The sequence below is a fragment of the Candidatus Proelusimicrobium volucris genome (assembly GCF_959605025.1).
GTDB classification, from domain to species: Bacteria; Elusimicrobiota; Elusimicrobia; order Elusimicrobiales; family Elusimicrobiaceae; genus Proelusimicrobium; species Proelusimicrobium volucris.
Genome location: NZ_CAUHCY010000001.1, coordinates 268,389 through 285,694, shown reverse-complemented (window position 1 = coordinate 285,694; position 17,306 = coordinate 268,389). Strand labels below are relative to the sequence as shown.

General features: G+C 46.3%; 17 protein-coding genes. 7 read left to right on the top strand and 10 right to left on the bottom strand.

Features of this window, described 5'->3' with window-relative positions:
* Positions 1 to 10: 10 nt before the first annotated feature.
* Positions 11 to 1,225, bottom strand: a complete 1,215-nt coding sequence (locus ACQY3M_RS01420) for an MFS transporter (RefSeq protein ID WP_428065533.1) — start codon at positions 1,223 to 1,225, stop codon at positions 11 to 13.
* Positions 1,226 to 1,273: 48 nt separating this feature from the next.
* On the opposite strand from ACQY3M_RS01420, the gene ACQY3M_RS01415 reads away from it, so the two are divergent.
* From ACQY3M_RS01415 to ACQY3M_RS01405, 3 genes are all read left to right on the top strand, one after another.
* Entirely contained in the window at positions 1,274 to 2,278 is a 1,005-nt protein-coding gene (locus ACQY3M_RS01415) for a DnaJ C-terminal domain-containing protein (RefSeq protein ID WP_428065531.1), read from the top strand.
* 109 nt (positions 2,279 to 2,387) lie between these two features.
* On the top strand, positions 2,388 to 3,272 hold the full coding sequence (locus tag ACQY3M_RS01410; RefSeq protein WP_428065529.1) for a carbohydrate kinase family protein: 885 nt from the start codon (positions 2,388 to 2,390) through the stop codon (positions 3,270 to 3,272).
* Positions 3,269 to 4,432: an MFS transporter gene (locus tag ACQY3M_RS01405; protein ID WP_428065527.1), complete on the top strand. Its 1,164-nt coding sequence runs from the start codon at positions 3,269 to 3,271 to the stop codon at positions 4,430 to 4,432. The genes ACQY3M_RS01410 and ACQY3M_RS01405 overlap by 4 nt, the downstream gene beginning before the upstream one ends.
* Before the next feature lie 79 nt (positions 4,433 to 4,511).
* On the opposite strand, the gene ACQY3M_RS01400 is transcribed toward ACQY3M_RS01405, so the two are convergent.
* The 4 genes from ACQY3M_RS01400 to ACQY3M_RS01385 all read right to left on the bottom strand — a co-directional run bounded on the left by ACQY3M_RS01400 (position 4,512) and on the right by ACQY3M_RS01385 (position 7,921).
* Positions 4,512 to 5,708 (bottom strand): PBSX family phage terminase large subunit, encoded by a 1,197-nt coding sequence (locus tag ACQY3M_RS01400; protein ID WP_428065526.1) that lies wholly within the window; start codon positions 5,706 to 5,708, stop codon positions 4,512 to 4,514.
* Entirely contained in the window at positions 5,686 to 6,027 is a 342-nt protein-coding gene (locus ACQY3M_RS01395; RefSeq protein WP_428065524.1) for a hypothetical protein, read from the bottom strand. The genes ACQY3M_RS01400 and ACQY3M_RS01395 overlap by 23 nt, the downstream gene beginning before the upstream one ends.
* A gap of 132 nt (positions 6,028 to 6,159) precedes the next feature.
* Positions 6,160 to 6,918, bottom strand: a complete 759-nt coding sequence (locus ACQY3M_RS01390; RefSeq protein ID WP_428065522.1) for a glycosyltransferase family 2 protein — start codon at positions 6,916 to 6,918, stop codon at positions 6,160 to 6,162.
* Positions 6,863 to 7,921, bottom strand: a complete 1,059-nt coding sequence (locus tag ACQY3M_RS01385) for a glycosyltransferase family 9 protein (protein WP_428065520.1) — start codon at positions 7,919 to 7,921, stop codon at positions 6,863 to 6,865. The genes ACQY3M_RS01390 and ACQY3M_RS01385 overlap by 56 nt, the downstream gene beginning before the upstream one ends.
* An 87-nt stretch (positions 7,922 to 8,008) precedes the next feature.
* Between ACQY3M_RS01385 and ACQY3M_RS01380 the strand changes: the two genes are divergently transcribed.
* On the top strand, positions 8,009 to 8,596 hold the full coding sequence (locus ACQY3M_RS01380; RefSeq protein WP_428065518.1) for a tetratricopeptide repeat protein: 588 nt from the start codon (positions 8,009 to 8,011) through the stop codon (positions 8,594 to 8,596).
* 84 nt (positions 8,597 to 8,680) lie between these two features.
* On the opposite strand, the gene ACQY3M_RS01375 is transcribed toward ACQY3M_RS01380, so the two are convergent.
* From ACQY3M_RS01375 to ACQY3M_RS01360, 4 genes are read right to left on the bottom strand one after another with little or no spacing between them, the layout of a single operon-like run.
* Positions 8,681 to 9,916: an ABC transporter permease gene (locus tag ACQY3M_RS01375; protein ID WP_428065516.1), complete on the bottom strand. Its 1,236-nt coding sequence runs from the start codon at positions 9,914 to 9,916 to the stop codon at positions 8,681 to 8,683.
* A complete protein-coding gene (locus ACQY3M_RS01370) occupies positions 9,913 to 10,617 on the bottom strand; it encodes an ABC transporter ATP-binding protein (protein WP_428065514.1) in 705 nt (234 codons plus the stop codon). The genes ACQY3M_RS01375 and ACQY3M_RS01370 overlap by 4 nt, the downstream gene beginning before the upstream one ends.
* A gap of 20 nt (positions 10,618 to 10,637) precedes the next feature.
* Positions 10,638 to 11,801 (bottom strand): efflux RND transporter periplasmic adaptor subunit, encoded by a 1,164-nt coding sequence (locus ACQY3M_RS01365; RefSeq protein ID WP_428065512.1) that lies wholly within the window; start codon positions 11,799 to 11,801, stop codon positions 10,638 to 10,640.
* 2 nt (positions 11,802 to 11,803) lie between these two features.
* Positions 11,804 to 13,090: a TolC family protein gene (locus tag ACQY3M_RS01360; RefSeq protein WP_428065510.1), complete on the bottom strand. Its 1,287-nt coding sequence runs from the start codon at positions 13,088 to 13,090 to the stop codon at positions 11,804 to 11,806.
* Positions 13,091 to 13,313: 223 nt separating this feature from the next.
* On the opposite strand from ACQY3M_RS01360, the gene rfbD reads away from it, so the two are divergent.
* The 3 genes from rfbD (at position 13,314) to ACQY3M_RS01345 (ending at position 15,619) form a co-directional block, all read left to right on the top strand.
* Positions 13,314 to 14,162: a dTDP-4-dehydrorhamnose reductase gene (rfbD, locus tag ACQY3M_RS01355; protein WP_428065508.1), complete on the top strand. Its 849-nt coding sequence runs from the start codon at positions 13,314 to 13,316 to the stop codon at positions 14,160 to 14,162.
* A 183-nt stretch (positions 14,163 to 14,345) separates the two neighbouring features.
* Positions 14,346 to 14,831, top strand: coding sequence for a cupin domain-containing protein (locus tag ACQY3M_RS01350; protein WP_428065506.1), 486 nt, complete (start codon positions 14,346 to 14,348; stop codon positions 14,829 to 14,831).
* The gene (locus ACQY3M_RS01345) at positions 14,828 to 15,619 is read left to right on the top strand and encodes a carboxymuconolactone decarboxylase family protein (protein WP_428065504.1); all 792 of its coding nucleotides are present in this window, start codon (positions 14,828 to 14,830) and stop codon (positions 15,617 to 15,619) included. Before ACQY3M_RS01350 ends, ACQY3M_RS01345 begins: the two co-directional genes overlap by 4 nt.
* A gap of 210 nt (positions 15,620 to 15,829) precedes the next feature.
* On the opposite strand, the gene ACQY3M_RS01340 is transcribed toward ACQY3M_RS01345, so the two are convergent.
* Positions 15,830 to 17,302, bottom strand: a complete 1,473-nt coding sequence (locus ACQY3M_RS01340; protein ID WP_428065502.1) for a monomeric [FeFe] hydrogenase — start codon at positions 17,300 to 17,302, stop codon at positions 15,830 to 15,832.
* Positions 17,303 to 17,306 lie beyond the last annotated feature (4 nt).

Here is a 17,306-nt window from a genome sequence, read left to right as displayed (position 1 = left end):
GGCGGCGTTTTCAGTTTATGGGGGGAGTAGCTTCGCTTCTTCTGGCCCAGACCGCGGCGCCAATCAACAGGGCGAAGAATATCAATACCGCCAGAAGGGTATTGAATAATCCGCTGATTTTAAGCAACAGCGCGATTACCAGAATGAAAACGCTTTCTATAAATGCGGCGCCTGCGGCGAAGAGGCCCAAAGTTTTGCCTCTCGTTTCCTCTTGGGCGCGCGACAAAATGATGGTTATTACCATCGCGCTGAACGCGCCGAAGGGCAAGCCGCACAGGCCAGTGGCGGCTATTACCAGCGTCTTGGGCAGATTGTACATCAGCACCAACACCGAGAGCGCGTAGGCCGAGTAATTTATTACCGAAAGGGTAAAGAACTTAAATTTTTTGCCCGCCGCCGCGTAATACACCGCCCCGATAAAAGCGCCAAGCCCGAAAGCCGCTTCCAATAAACCCAGGAACAGCGAACCGTGTTTAAATTCATGCACATAGCTGGGCAGGATAAGCAGTTCCCACGATTGGCCCAGTATAAAAAGCGGCAAAGTAATCAAAATGACTTTAAGCAGGAAAGGATCTTTTGTAAGGTTGTCCCACGCCGTTTTGTAAGTGGTGGGATTGGGTTTTATACGCGGCTTTCTGGCATTAAAAATCTTTAACGCTATTATTACTATCGCCAAGCAGAGAATGACTGCGCAGACCCACGCTTGCAAAGTGCCGTAAAGCGCGATGATAAGCCCGCCCGCCAAAGGGCCGGCTACGGCCATAATACCGTCCAAGGCTTCGCGTATGCCGGTAACTCTGTGCAGCGGCATCGCGGCGAGGCGGGCGTAAGTGGGCATTAGAGATTGCCTCGACATTTGGCCCGGTTCGTCAAAGAACGCGCTGAAGAATATTATAGCCGAAATCAGCCAAGGTTTCGCGTAATCAAGAATTATAAGCGTAGGTATGGCGGCGATAAGGATAAGCTGGGAGGCTTCGCATATCATCATAGTTTTTGAGCGTCCCAATCTGTCTATGACCGCGCCGCCCCATAGCGAAGAGAAAATGCTTGGCATAATAGTAGCGAAACCCGCTATGCCCAGCCAAATTACGGAATCGGTACTGACAAGTATATACCACGGCAACAATATCTGAAACAGCTGATTGACCAATGAGGATAAAGCCTCCATGGTCAATATCAGCCTAACGGGCGTGCGGTTATATTTTGTTTCCGTGTTAGCTACCATAAGGTAAATAAATTATATAAAATGATTTCATAAGGAAGGGGGGAATATATGTCAGAATACAAAGACTATTATAAGATATTGGGCGTCGGCAAAAACGCAAGCGAAGCCGACATTAAAAAGGCTTTTAAAACTCAGGCCCGCAAATATCACCCCGATATGCACCCTGAGAGTGAAAAGGCCGCAATGACCGAGAAGTTTAAAGACATTAACGAGGCCTACGAAGTTCTTTCCGATAAGCAAAAACGCGCCATTTACGATCAAGTCGGCAGCGGCGGATACCAAAATTACGCGCGCGGCGGCGGGGCGTCTACCGGGCGCGGCAGTTCTTCTTACGGTTCTTCCGGCGCGGGCGGCGCGCAGTATTATCAATATTCCGGCGGCAACCCGTTTGGCGGCGGCGGAGTACATTTTAACGGGACGGGCGGGTTTAACGCCTCGGACTTCAGCGATTTCTTTCAGCAGATTTTCGGCGGAATGGGAGGCTTTTCTGGCAGGGGCAGACGATCGTCTGCTTCCGCCAACCCGTTTGCTGGTTTTGGCGGGGCTTCCGCACAGCAAGCGGAGAGCGGCGACAGCGAAGCCAATTTATCGCTTGATTTGGCCGAGGCTTACCGCGGCGGTCTTGTAAATCTTACTCTTCCAAACGGAAGGAACGTGCAAGTTAAATTCCCCGCAAAAATAGCGGACGGCGCCAAAATAAAACTTAAAGGTTTGGGAAATCCCGGCCCCAGAGGCAGCGGCGATTTGTACGTAAACGTTAAAATTGCGCCTAACGCTCATTTCAGGCTGGACGGGAAAGACATATATAAAGTTATAGACATTATGCCGTGGACCGCCGCTTTGGGCGGGAATGTTTCGGTACGTATGCCCGATGACAGCTTGGTAAAAATCAAGGTGCCAGCCGGCTCGCACAGCGGGCGCAAGCTGAAGCTGAGCGGAAAAGGCTTGGGCAAGAATGGCGATATGTATGTACAGCTTATGATAAACAATCCCAATATACTGACAAAGCGTCAGAAGGAATTGTTTGCTATGCTTAAAGAGACGGAAGAATAAATCTTCCCGTTTTATCAAAGCCTCGGTTGAACGCCGAGGCTTTTTATTTATGCTGTTTATCTTGGCGCTATTTGTTAAAATTAAAATAGTTTAAAACAAAAGAGGTTTTATGGCGAAGATAAAAGACGGGCCCAAAGTAGTAGGCATAGGCGAACTTTTGTGGGATATGCTTCCCGAAGGCAAAAGAGCTGGCGGCGCGCCGATAAATTTCGTCTATCACGCCGCAAGGCTTGGCGCGCGTGGTTGCGCGGTAAGTGCGGTCGGGGGCGACACTCTGGGCAGTGAAATCCTTGCGGAGCTTGCAAAAAACGGAATAGAGCATTGTATAGCGCGCTTGGATTATCCCACGGGTACGGTTTTGGTCAAACTTGACGATAAGGGCGTACCATCTTACGATATTACCGAAAATGTGGCTTGGGATCATATTCCTTTGACACAAGAAGCCTTGGCTTCCGTAGCCGAGGCGGAGGCAATCTGTTACGGCACTTTGGCTTCCAGAAGTGAAGAAAGCGCAAAGAGCGTAATTGAACTTTTAAGCCGTTGTCCAAAGGAGGCTCTCCGTTTTTACGACATTAATTTACGGGGAAATTATTATAACGCCGAACTGGTAAAGAGATTGATCGGCAAAGCAAATGTCTTTAAAATAAACGACGAGGAACTTTTAATATTGAAGCGGCTTCTCGCTCTAAAAGGCGACGGTGCGCAAATATGCCGCGCTTTGCTTAAGGAATACAATCTTAGATATCTGATACTTACCGCGGGTGCGAAATACAGCGAGGTATATTGGCACGGCGGGGTATCACGCGTGGACACTCCGCAGGTTAAAGTGGTGGATACGGTGGGTGCGGGCGATTCGTTTTCGGGCGCTTTCGTATATGGCATTTTAAGCGGAATGAATGTAGAGCAAGCGCATAAGCTGGCGGTGGAAGTGTCGGCTTATGTCTGCACGCGCAGCGGCGCGTGGCCGAAATATGAGAGGAAACAATTTTTATGACCGACAGTAATAAATCTTCGTTTATTTTCAAATTGATACCGGTAATGCTGGCGTTTTTCGCGATGGGTTTTGTGGATATGACGGGCATAGTCAGCAATTACGTACAGAAAGATTTTAATCTTTCGCATACTATGGCGGGATTGCTGCCGTCGATGGTGTTCTTCTGGTTTTTGGTCTTTTCTGTTCCTACGGGCATTTTGATGAATAAGATAGGGCGGCGCAAGACGGTGCTTATCAGCTTGGCGGTTACTTTAATAGCCTTGATTTTGCCTTTTGTGCATTATAATCTTGCGTTTATGTTGGCGGCATTGTCGCTTTTGGGAATAGGCAATACTTTGATGCAGGTTTCGCTTAATCCTTTGGTGTCGAACATCGTCAGCGGCGATAAGCTGGCCAGCTTTATGACTTTTGGGCAGTTCGTTAAGGCGATAGCCTCGTTTATCGCGCCGATTATAGCGGCGTGGGCCGCTTTGCGTTTTGACAACTGGAAGTTGTTATTCCCGATATTCGCGCTGGAAGGCCTGCTCGCCTTAATCGCCTTGGCTAAGACGGAAGTAAAAGAAACGCAGAGCGTAAGCAAAAACTCCGGCTTTAGGGAAAGTTTCGCTCTGCTGGGCGAAAGGACGGTGCTTTTGTTTTTCATAGGGATAATATGCCATGTCGGCATAGACGTCGGCACTAATTTGACCGCCCCTAAAATCCTTATTGAAAGGCTGGGGTGGGACCTTACGGCCGCTTCCGCAGGGGCGAGTATTTATTTCCTCTTTCGTACAATAGGCTGTTTTGCGGGCTCTTTTCTGCTTGCCAAGATAAACAACGGCGTGATATTTGCCGTGAGCGTGCTTTTGATATTCTCGGCTTGTCTGGGGCTTTTGGCGGCGCCGTCTAAGGCTTTGATATATTTGTGCGTGGCTATGATAGGTTTGGGCAATGCCAATATTTTCCCGATAATATTTTCCCGCGCGATATTAAGCGCGCCGGGCAAACAAAATGAGGTTTCCGGACTGATGATAATGGGGCTTGTAGGGGGAATGATATTCCCGCCGATTATGGGCGCGGCTTCGGATTTATTTGCATCGCAGAGCGCGGCCGCGGCGGTATTGGCTTTGGGCGCGGCCTATTTGTTATTTGTAATTAAGCTGACTTTTAAGAAAGAGTAAAACTTTGTGCAATTTTTATCAAAAAATATCAAAAAGTCTTTATTGGTAAAACGCCCCCGTTTTTTACGGGGGCGTAATTTCAAAAGAAAGTCAGGGAAGGCTCAGGCGAGTTTTGTATTTCTTTTTTATAGCTGTATATCGCGTAGCGCAGGGCGTCTAGGGCGTGGTCGTTAAATTTTAGCGGCTCTTCTAAAATATTGCCGTTTAGGTCGGTTTTCCAGCTGTAAGATTCTATTTCCCTGATAAGATTGCAGGAACTCTTTGTTATCAGCAATTCCCCGCAGCTTTTTACCGCCATTATCCCGTTAAGAATATTCTTGTCGGCCGCTTTTATGTTAAAACCCGCGCGGTATATCGCTTCTATGCGGGCGGGCTCGGCGGCGTCGGCGTATATCGTTTGCCCGCGCTCTTCTGGCGGGATTATATTCTTTAATTCCTCTATCAGAGCGTCGTTTGTCAGGGCGGCGCGGTATAGTTTTTCTTCCGCGCAGAAAGCGCCGTCTTTTATCCCCACTTTCACCAAAGCCGAAGGATTGTTAAACCCGAAATCCAAACCCCAAATAATCTCTTGCGGGTTGCTAAAAGGCTCCTCTACGCTGCGCCAGCGGGAATATATTATTTTGTCGCTTTTTCCCCAGTTGCCCAAGGCGTAGACTTCATAGGCGTTCTTATCGTAATCCTTGAGGGAAAGAAGAGTATCTACATATTCCTTGGAGAGGAAAGGATTATCCCTGTAACTGCTGCGTATGACTTTTATGCCTTTGCGGTTTATCAGCTTTTTGGCTATCCAGCTGTTGGCGTCGGTAGGGTTGAGGGTAAGGAATATTTGGTTTATCATATCAGCTTCTTTGGCTGCGGAAAGGCGGGTGAGCAGAATAAGATAATCCTGATAGGTAAATTCCGTCGCTTCTTCCATCCAGATATAATTAAATTCGGAGGATTTTATTTTCTCTGGGTCGTCGAGCGAAAAGAACTGTATTCTGCTGTTGCCCAGCAGATAAAAATTTTCCGTCTTGTTAAGTTTCCCGCTTTCAAAAAGGCCGTATTTGCCGAGCAGTTCCATTATAAGGCGAAAGGCCGTCATTTTAAGGGCGGGCATGGTCTTTCTTGTTATGGCTATGAGGCAGGCGCGGTTTAAAGCCCGCATTATCAGCAGCTGGGCCATGGCGTAGCTTTTGCCCGAGCGCGCCCCGCCGATATTGACTACCGTCTGCTCGCGGGCGGTATAGTTTTCCCTGAATATCCGGCCTACTTTAAATCTGTTTGTCGTTTTCATAAATTATTTTGCTGGGAGCCTCGGTTCTTTTGGGGCTTTCTTTGGGTGATTTGTTGTATTTTTTTGGCAGGCGGTTCGTCAGGGAAAAGCACAAAATGCCCGCGGTCTTGGATTTGAGCGCCGCTTCTATAAGCGCGATTTCAAGTTTAAGATTGATGATTTTGTCAAAGGCTTTAAGGAAACTTTTATCTTCTGCCAAAGCCGAACAAAGCATATTTTTGGGAAAAGCGGAAAGCTCCAACGCTTCGGCTATGGTGTTAGCTTCCTGCAAGGTTTTTAGGAAATTTTCTTTTAGGGTTTTGTCTGTATCTTTTTGCATATTGCCGTCGTAGGAATAGTCGTGACGGCTATAAGTATATAATAGCAAATTATTAGTTTCTCTTCAAATAGGCGCGAAAGCCGCAGCGCGAAAAAGCGTTGTTTTCCCCCGAAAACGGCTTTAGCGTTCAATCTATTTATTTTTGTATATTTCCCAAAGTTTGGCGTATTTAACGGCGGGATAGAAACTGCTGAACAAAGCCCACAGAAAACCTTGTATACCGTCCAAGAAGCCCAGTTTAAGAATGTATATTTTAAAAAATTCCAGCGGCGGCCTTATAAGTTGAACGGCCTTAAATTTCTTTCCGCGTTCGGCCATAGTCTGCGCTGCCAAAGAGGTGTATCTGTTAAACTTGCCGAAGTATTGTTCTATCGAAGTGTAGGTATTGTGCATAAACACATTTTCAAGTTCGCCCGTTTTGCCTTGCGTTTGCAGAACTTCGTGCACTCGTCCGCCGACGTAGCGGGCGGAGCCGGTTTTTACCAGCCTTAAAATTTTTTCGTTATGCACTCCGCCGTGTTTCATTTCTCTTCCCAAAAACACGTTGGATCGTTTAAGATAATAACCTTGGCACAGGTCCATATCCTTGGAGTTTAAAAGTTCTTTTATTTCCTCAAGCAGAGCCGGGGTGAGATATTCGTCGGCGTCCAAGCTGAGCGCCCAAGGTTTTGAGCACATTTCCAAAGCGGCGTTTTTCTGTTCGGTGAAAGAAGTAAATTCCTTAAATGCCGTTTTAGCGCCGAACTCTTTGGCTATGGCAAGAGTTTGGTCGGTGCTGCCGCTGTCCAGGATAATAATCTCATCAGCTATTTCCTTAACGCTTTGCAGGCATGTTCTAAGATTTTTTCCTTCTTGTTTTGTTATTAAAAAGACCGACAGTTCTCTCTTCATTAAAAATCCCCTTGTTCTTTTTGCTCTTTTGTGCGAATATTGTATCAAAAACCTCGCAAGTCTGCGTAAGAGATATTTCCTTAAGGCAGAAGGCTCGGCAATCGCCGAGGCAGCTACTCTCGCATTGCTGTTCTTTGGGCTTTATTAAAGCCGATACGGGCGCGGGCATATCTAAAAATTCTTCCGCTTTTAACGGAGCGAATACTATGGCTTTTTTGCCTAAAGCCGCGGCCAAATGCGCGGGCAGCCCGCAGCCGCCGATAATGCCCTCGCTCCTGGCTATTATCGCGCTTAAAACCGCTATATCGGGTGCGGTTCTTATTACGGCGGGTTTCTTTATGCAGAGCCAAAAAATCTCGTTTACCGTATGGGAAGATTGTTTATCAGCCGCTACTAAAAGTACTTTAAGCTCTTTATGTTTAAGCGCCGTTTTGTCGTTTAGTTTAGCGTAAAATTCTTTGCCGCAGTTTAGGTGCGGCGCACTTGCGCCGGGGAACATACAGACGAATTTCTCTTTAGGGGAAATACCTGCCTCTTTAAGCAGGTCCAGCGCGGCATTGTCTTCCGCTTTGTCTATAAACAATTGGCTTTTCGCGGGGAAAAAGTAAATAAACAAAGGTTTAAGCAGGGCGATATTTATGTCTTGCGCTTTGTTTTTGCCGTCGGTCTTTACCGACGTGCCGCCAAAAAGCGCGCTAAGCGGGGAATAGGGCATAATACGTCTTTTTATGCCGGCCATAAATGCCGTAAAAGCGTATTTAAAAATAGGTTTTGTTAAGATTAGAAGGTCGTATTTTTCTTCTTTGAGAAGGTTGTAAAGTTTCCCTGCCCCGATAAGAGGCCTCGTCTTGAATACGGCCGAATTGTTTTTAAACAGCCAAGGATAAGCCGATATAACGCTTATTTGCGCGCGTGGGAAATTACGCTTAAGTATGCTTAAAGCTGGCGTAAGCGCGAGTGTCCGTTCCGGAGTATCCGGGCAAATAAGCAGTATATTGTTCACTCTTATATTTTAACATTTAAGGCAAATATTTAAAAAAGAATAAAATTATGCTAAATTTATCTTAATCCGTTAAGGAGGGTGATTTCGATGAAGAAGTTTGCGATGTTTATTTTAAGCTGTTTGGTTTTTGGCGCTTGTGCGGGTGTACCCGTAGATAAAAGTACGGAGTATTTGGCCAAGGGAGAGATGTATCATAAAATCGGACGAGCACAGAAAGCTCTTAAGTATTTAAACAAGGCCATTGCGGAAGATCCGACAAACGCGCAGGCGTATTTGTCGCGCGGTTCGCTTTTTTACTCCGTGGGCGAATATGATAATGCAATAGCTGATTTCAACTTGGTATTGGAAGCCGATAAAAACGTGCCCGAGCTTTACTCCGCCTTGGGTGCGGCTTATGCCGCCAAGGGCGAATATAAAGAGGGCCGGGAGGCCTTATTAAAATCTTTGGAACTTTATCCAAACAATGTAGCGGCTTTAAATTCTTTGGGGGGAATATATTATTCTACGGAGAATTATAACGCCGCCATCGAGCAATACAGCAAAGCGTTGGATCTGCGCCCCGTACAGGGAATTTTCTATATGAGAGGAGTCTGCTACGAGAAGCTTGGCATGCAGGAGAAAGCCGCAGACGATTTCGCTAAAGCGGATTTCTTGGCGGGCGTATCGGCACAGTAAAACAGTATTTCGTTTAATTGGATAAATTAAAACCCGCGGTATTGAGCCCGCGGGTTTTTTTACGGCTTTGTAATTGTTTGGCTTCTATTCAAATCTAAGCGCGTCTATCGGGTTGAGAGTAGAGGCTTTATAGGCGGGGAAAAATCCGAAACATATACCCACCAAACCGGAAAATACAAACGATATTACCATCGGGAAAAGGGTTATCCCTATCGGCAGAAAGTCAGGAGCGAAAGTTTTTATCCCCATTGCAACAGATATGCCCAAAGCTATACCCAAAAGCCCGCCCGTTAGAGAGAGGACCAAGGCTTCCACCAAAAACTGCAGCCTTATATCCCAAGCTTTTGCGCCTATAGCCATACGTATGCCGATTTCTCTGGTCCTTTCCGTTACGGATACGAGCATAATGTTCATAATGCCTATACCGCCAACCAGCAGAGATATCGACGCTATTGCCGCCAACAGTACGGAAAATGTTTGGCTGGCTTCCATGGCGCTTTCCATCATTTGCGTAAGATTGCGGATAATAAAATCGTCCTCTTTTTTACCGGTAATATTATGGCGTTGCCGCAGGAGAAGGGTTATCTCCTCCTCCGCGGCGTCAAGCTCCTCGGTGGAGTTGGCCTGCACCATAATGTTTCTTACCGTGCCCGGGAATTCCGAGCCGAACAGTTTTTTAGACGCAGTGCTTACAGGGACTATTACGGTATCGTCTTGGTCGGTACCGTAGGCCGATTGCCCCATTGATTTCAGTACGCCTACAACTTTAAAAGGCATATTGTTTATTCTGACGTTTTTGCCTATTGGATCGACTACTCCAAAAAGATTTTCCACCACCGTTTCGCCAAGTATTACCACGCTTGCGGCCTGGCGTACGTCTTCGTCGGTAAATAGGGAGCCGTTATCCACTTCCCAAGAACGTATATAAAATAAAGACGGAGTTGTACCTTGTACTTGCGTAGCCCAGTTTTGGTTGCCGTATACTATTTGGCCCGTACCGTTGACGGTAGCCGCTACTTGATTTACGTGCAGAGAATTTTTTTCTATGGCGTAAGCGTCGTTTAAAGTTAAAGTGGGTTTGGAGCCATGTCCCGTTCTGGCCCCGCTGGAAGTTACCGAGCCTGATCGTATCATAAGCAGATTACTGCCCATACTGGACATTTGGTCGGAAATCCTTTTTTTCGCGCCTTCGCCTACCGCTAACATTACGATTACCGCCGCTACGCCGATAATTATGCCCAAACTGGTCAGCACGGAGCGCAGTTTGTTTGTCCATATCGCTTTAACGGCTATTTTAAAGATGGTGAAAATATCTATCATTGAACTACCGTCCTGTGATTGTTTTGTTCGTCGCTTACCAATTCTCCGTCCTTAAAGCGGATAATACGTTTGGCATAATCGGCGATGTCCTGTTCGTGCGTTACCAAAATTATGGTTTTATTCTGTTCGCTGTTGAGTTTTGCGAAACTGCACATGACTTCTATACTGGTTTTCGTGTCCAGGTTCCCGGTAGGCTCGTCGGCGAAGATTATCGGCGCGTCGTTTACTATCGCTCTTGCTATGGCTACGCGCTGCTGCTGCCCGCCGGAGAGTTGATTGGGCATATGTTCCAGCCTGTTGCCCAACCCGACGGCTTTTAAAGCCTTTATCGCTTTTTCTTTTCGCTCATGTGCTGGTATTCTGGCGTAAATCATCGGCAGCTCTACATTTTCTATAGCCGTAGTTCTGGAAAGTAAATTAAATCCCTGAAACACAAAACCTATTTTGCGGCATCTTATGTCGGCCAGTTCGGTTAAGCTGGATTTGGTTATATCCAGTCCGTCCAAATAATATTTGCCGCTGGTGGGTTTGTCTAAACAGCCCAGCATATTCATAAAAGTACTTTTCCCGCTTCCGCTCGGGCCCATTATCGCGACAAACTCTCCGTGCTCTATGGTCAGATTGACGTCTTTTAGCACTTGCAGCGGAATATCGCCAAGATTATAAGTTTTGTATATATGTTCTACTTTGATTAAGGACATTGTCTTATCCTCCGCCCGCGTTAAAAGCCGGGGGGCCCCATTCTCCTGCGGTTATTGTTGGTTTTACTCTGGAGCAATGCGCTGGTGACGATTTCGGTATTTTCGGGCAGATTGTCACTTAGTATTTCCGTCCTGCTTCCGTTGGTTATACCGGTAGTGACTTCTATGCGTTCTATCTCGCCGGTATTTTTGTCTTGAATCCAAACCCCTTGCCCCTTATAGGCTTTTTTACCTTCTGGGGAGGTATTTTTTATGATGGCATTGTCAGGCGGTACGAATCTCAGCGATTGGTTCGATACGCTTAAAGCGTCTTCCCTTATCGCTGTTATTATGGAGGCGTTGGCCGTCATGCCTGGTTTTAATTTAAGATCGCTGTTATCGACCGATACCACCACGGTATAAGTTACGACGTTTGATGTCGTTAAAGGGGAGTTTCTAACCTGTATTACTTTGCCTTTGAAAGTCGTTGTGGGATAGGCGTCGACGGTAAAATTAACGTCTTGACCTTCGGCTATTTTGCTGATATCGGCTTCCGATATGTTTACTTCTATTTGCATTTTGGTTAAGTCTTCCGCTACGGAGAAAAGCGTAGGAGTGCTGAAGCTTGCCGCCACCGTTTGGCCGAGTTCGACTTCTTTGGAAATAACAATTCCGTTTACCGGCGAAACTATTTGGGTATAGCCCAAGTCGATTTTGGCTTTGTCCAAAGAGGCTTGCGCCTGTATTACCTGCGCTTTGGCCTGGAGGTAAGCCGTTTCGGCGTCGTCAAGTTCGCTTTTGGCGACGAGTTCCTGCTTATAGAGCTGTTTGTAGCGGTTATAGTTCCTTTCCTGATTTTTAAATTCGCTTTCCACTTTAAGGACATTGGCTTCCTGTTGAACTACCGCGGACTCGTAGGTGGAAGGATCAATAACTGCCATAAGGTCGCCTTCTTTCACTATGGAGTTAAAGTCGACCAGTATTTCCTGTATTTTGCCCGATACCTGCGTACCTACGCTGGTTTCGGTGGTAGGGTTAATCGTGCCGGATGCTTCTACCTGCTCGACTATTCTTGCCCGTTTGACAAATTCCGTCGCGTAAAAATCGGTTTTTGGCCCGGCGGTTAATTTGAAATATAGTCCTATCGCGGCCGCTATTATGAATACGGCCAATATTATTTTCCAAGTTTTCTTTTTCTTTCTCATAGTTATATAATCCCCATAGCTTTATTAAGCGCCGCGATCGACAAAGTATAGTCGAAAACGGCTTGTATATAAGCGAGTTTCGCGTCGCTTAAAGTAGTTTCCGCATCTTTAACTTCTATGTAGTTGCCCACGCCCACTTTGTAGCGGCCTACGGCCAGTTCGTAGTTTTCCTGCGCTTGGGTGCGGGTTATTTCCGCCACCGGTATTTTGGATTTAGAGTCCTGCACGTTAAGGTAAGCCTCTTTTATTTCCAACAAAATATCCTGTTCGGCGGAAGTCAAATTGTAGTAAGCGCTGAGCATATTGTTTTGCGCTTCTTTTACGCTGTTATAGGTGCTTAAGCCCGAGAATATCGGTATTGATACGCCCGCGCCGATGCTCCATCTGTCGTAGAGGGGGAAATCTCCTCCGCTCCACCCGTAAGAGCCGGTGGCGTTTATGCTGGGCGCGTAACCTGTTCTGGATAGTTTTATATTCTGCCTTGCGCTTTCCAATTTTAGTTTATAGCCCAGCAAATCCTGTCTGTTTTTCATCGCGGTATCAAGGGCTTCTTCTTCCGTGAGGGTAAACTCAGGAAGGGTATTGTTCATCTGGAGCGAGAACTGCGGCGCAGGATCATAAATACCCATAACGTTTAACAGTACATGGTAAGACTTTTTTAAGGAGTTCTCGGCCTGTATTAAATTGAGTTTCGCGTTGTTTAAGTTTACCTGTGCGGTGGTAACGTCGATTTTTGGTCTTGTTCCCACCTGATAATAGGCCTGCGCTCTTTTAAGCTGCTCCTGATATTGTTCGACCGATTGCTCGTACACGTGTTTGCTTTCTCTGGCGAGCAGGGTATCATAGTAGGCTTTTTTTAGTTCGTATATGGTATTGATTATTAAATTTCTGGTATCGGCGACGGCGGAATAATAGGAATTTTCCTGTATCGCGGAGGAAAGGCCCGTCTTGCCAAAGTCGTAAATAAGTTGCTTGGCGTTGATGGAGGAAGAATATCCGTCCTGAGCACCGTTCCAGCCCGTTGCCGATTCGGAGTCGCTTCTGCTGTAATTGGCGCTTGCGTCTATTTGCGGCAGATAAGACGATTTCGTCTGTGAGAGCCTATTTCGCTGTGCTTCCTGCGATGCGAAAGAGGAGGAAATCGTCGGATTATTTTTTAAAGTGATGTCGATACAATCCTCAAGCGAGAGGACAGTATCTTTCTTTATCGTATCCTGCGCCGCGGCGGCGCTGGGATATACGAAAACGGCCAAAGCCGTAATAATAGGAATAAGATTTTTTATTTTCATAATAATATTTTAACAATTATGGGTTTGATAATTAAGCGTTTCAGCCCGCCGATAGCATAGCCCCTTTTGAAACGAATATATTGCCCGACGGTAAATATAAAAATATGCAATAAATTAGGGCTTCTATACGTTTTAGGTGCCCGAACTGTAAAATGAGATTGCTAAAAATTAAATAATAATGTATTTTATGTTAGGACATTAAAGAAATATACGAGGTGAAGATATGATTTTGGTTACCGGCGCAAAAGGACAGATGGGGCAGTCTTTAAAGAAAGTTTTTCCTGCGGACAAAGTTATTTATACCGATATAGAAGAGCTTGATATAACCGTCTATGACAGCGTAGACAAAATTGTGCGGGAAAATAATATCTCCACCATAATAAACGCCGCGGGGTATACCGCGGTTGATTCCGCCGAAAAAAATATGGATCAAGCCTATGCGGTAAACGCTTTTGGCGCTCGCAATTTGGCGATGGCGGCGGCGAAGTACAACTTGGGTATGATACAAATGTCCACGGATTTTATCTTTGACGGCAACAACTTCAAACCTTATACCGAAAACGACAAACCGCACCCTCTGTCTGTATACGGACAAACTAAACTTGAGGGGGAGTTGTTCGTCCTGAAAAACGCGCCGCAGTGTATAGTCTTGAGGACCTCCTGGCTTTACAGCGAGTTCGGCACTAACTTTGTTAAGACGATAATCTCGCTTGCCAAGAAGCAAGATGAAATCAAGGTAATATACGATCAAATCGGCTCGCCTACTTATGCCGGCGATTTGGCCGCGATCGTAGAAGGGATGGTGCCGGTGGTAAAAAACGGCGTAAAGAAAATATACAATTATTCCAACGAAGGCGTATGTTCTTGGTACGGATTTGCGAGGGAAATCGTCAGCCTTAAAAAACTTAAATGCGAAGTCCTGCCGATAGAATCGCAGGAATACCCCGCTTCCGCGCAGCGCCCGCATTATTCGGTGCTTAGCAAAGCCAAAATCAAAAGGGAGTTCGGCATAAAAATCCCCTATTGGCGCGACGCTTTGCAAAAAGCGATAGTCCGCATAGACGCCGATTAGAGTAATATACCGCAAAATATTTATCCGCGCTTTACAAAAATAAAGCGCGGATTTTTTGTAGTTTGGGTAAAAACTCTTGACCGTAAAAAATAGCAAGGCTTCTTAATGCCCTCATTGGCTCTTGACTTGAAGTTAACTCCATAGTTTATACTTTATATAGATTTTAAATAGGAGTGTGAAGCAATGTGTAAAAAGAAATTGGCCGCCGTATTGTCGGCGGGTTTGATATGCGGATTTATACTTGGGAAAATGACGGAGAATAAAACAATGAAAGATAAAAATATAGATACGATATTTGCCATTGGGGAGGAAAACCCTTACGGCAAATTCTTTACCGGTAAGACATATCTTAATATGCTCAGCCAAGGCGACGCGGAGTTTAATGCGCCGATAGGCAATGTTACTTTCGAGCCTGGCGCCCGCACTAATTGGCATAAACACAGCGGCGGGCAGATACTGCTTGTTTTGGCGGGTGAAGGGCGCTATCAGGAACGCGGCAAGGAAATACGCGTTCTTCATAAAGGCGATGTAGTAAGAATATCGCCAGATGTAGAGCATTGGCACGGTGCCGCGCCGCAGAGTTGGTTTACGCATATATCCTTGGAAACCAATGTCCCAAACAACAAGGCGCAGTGGCTTGAGCCTGTATCCGACGGGGAATATAAATGAGGAAAGGCGTAATACTTTTATTGGCGCTGCTTTTAATAGCGGCCGCGGTATTTTTTACGGCACATAAGAGAGAGGAATATCCGTATATGACAAACGAGGAAATTAAATCCGATGAGATTATGCAAGTGTGGGGGAATTTTGTGGAGCGGGACGTAAAGCCGCACGGCGCTTTGGATAAAAGGACCAGGTATCTCGTCCTCTTGGCGGGTAATGCCGCGGCGCAGGGCTTTGGCTCTTACGAAACGCTGTTAAGGGAAGCTCTGAAAGCGGGCGTAAAGCCCGAGGAAATAAAAGAAAGTTTATATCAAGCCGTTCCTTATGCGGGTATGGCGAAGATATACGATTTTCTTATCCTTACCGATAAAATTTTCGCGCAGAGCGGAATAAAGCTGCCCTTGGCGAAAGCAGGTGTAGTAAATGAAGATACGAGGTTTGAGCAAGGTCTTAAAGCGCAGAAAGATATTTTCGGTTCCGAACATATCGACGTTATGCGCCAAAACGCCCCCGCGGATCTAAAGCATATACAGGATTATCTTTCGGCCAATTGTTTCGGCGATTATTATAGCAGAGGCATATTGGATATAAAGACGAGGGAACTTCTTACTTTCGTCGTTTTGGTATCAATGGGGGGCGCGGATCCGCAAGCCAAGGCTCATGCGGGCGGGAATAAAAATATTGGCAATAGCCGCGCGCTTTTGATAGACAGCGTTACCCAGCTTCTGCCCTATATAGGCTATCCTCGCGCTTTAAACGCGATAAGCGCGATACAGTCCGCTTACGGCGCGTAGCAAGGCATTAAATAATAATTGTTGGCAAGTATGTTTTGTGCTTGCCAAAAACGCTTGGCGGGATAGTATCTGGCAGGTTTTTAGGCGGGGGAATTATCCTTAAAGAAGCAATTAAAGTTTTTAATGCCGCAACAATCTTCCGTCTAAATATCAATTATGCAATAAAAAAACCGGTGCTTTTTAGCACCGGTTTTTTGCGTTTATATATTTTTATTCCGAAGCCTTCACTTGGAAGCTGTCCACGCCCGCTTTTTCGGCGTAGGCTTCTTCTTGCTCTCTGGCTTCTTTTATGGGTTTTATCGTTGAGCACCCGCCGACGCATCCGCCGGGGCAGCACATCACTTCCACTAAATTGCCCGCGGATTTGCCCGTCTTGGCATAGGCTTTTAGTTTAAAGATGTTTTTCCTGTCTATGCCTGCTATAACCTCCTCTTTGATCAAGGAGGCGTAATCGCCCGCGGCTTTCTTTACGGTCTGTGCGACGCCGCCCGTTATGCCGAATTTTAAAGCCTCTACCGTAGCTTTGCGGTCGAATTCGGTTTCGGGGCAATCTTCAAGATTTATACCTTTGCCGAAGATCATTGCTTTAAGCTCTTCGTAGCTTATTACATAATCGACATATTCGTCGGTTTGGGCTTCTTTGCGTTTGGAAAGACAAGGCCCGACAAATACCGTTATAGCCTCGGGTATCTCTTTCTTTGCCAGCTGGGCCGTATAGTGCATAGGCGTACCGGTTGAGGAAATATACGGCAGCAATTCTGGAATATGCTTCTTGGCTAAACGTGTATAGGCGTGGCAGCAGGAAGTCGTCATAAAGGGGCGTTTTTCGTCTACCACTTTTTCTATAAATTCCGCCGCCTCTTTTTGGGCCGTAATATCTGCGCCGAGGGCTACTTCGTATACGTGGGTAAAGCCCAGTTCTTTAATAGCGGTGGCGAGCTGGCCTACCGATATGCCGAACTGACCCGCTATCGAAGGCGCTACCATAGCCACCAAAGGTTTGCCCGCTTTGGTTTGTTTCAGTACGTCTAAAATTTGGCTGCGCTCCATAATCGCGCCGAATGGGCAGTTCTTCATACAGTTGCCGCAGCTGATGCATAAAGAGTGGTCTATCTTCGCTATGCCCTTTTCGTTCTTCTTTATGGCGTTTACGGGGCAGGATTCTTCGCACGGTACCGTTAGTTTGAGTATGGCGCCGTAAGGGCAGGCGTCTTTGCATTTGCCGCAGCTTTTGCATTTGTCTTGGTCGATATGCGCCTTATGGTTGCTTACCGTAACTGCGTTGAAGAAGCAGGCGTTTTCGCACTTTCTGGCCAGACAGCCTTGGCAAAGTTCGCTTACCATATATCTGCTTTTTACGCAGGCCGAGCAGGCGCTTTCCAAAACTGTCAGCAGTTTATTGCTTTTATGGTCAAACTGAGGGTTATTCTGCCCGACATATTCGTTTAAAGGAATGGCTTCGTCGACTTCATTGACGGAATAGCCGAAAGCGGCCAAAGCGCGAAGTTTCAATATTGCGCGTTCCTTATATACGCAACAGCGGAACGCCGCTTCGCTGCCTTTGGGGATAATATTCCACGGAAGGTGGTTGATGTCCTTTTCCAATGTGCCTTTATAGAACATTGAACAGATTTCTTCCAGCACTTCCATTTTAAAGTGTTCGGAGTAATTTCTTTTTGTCATATAC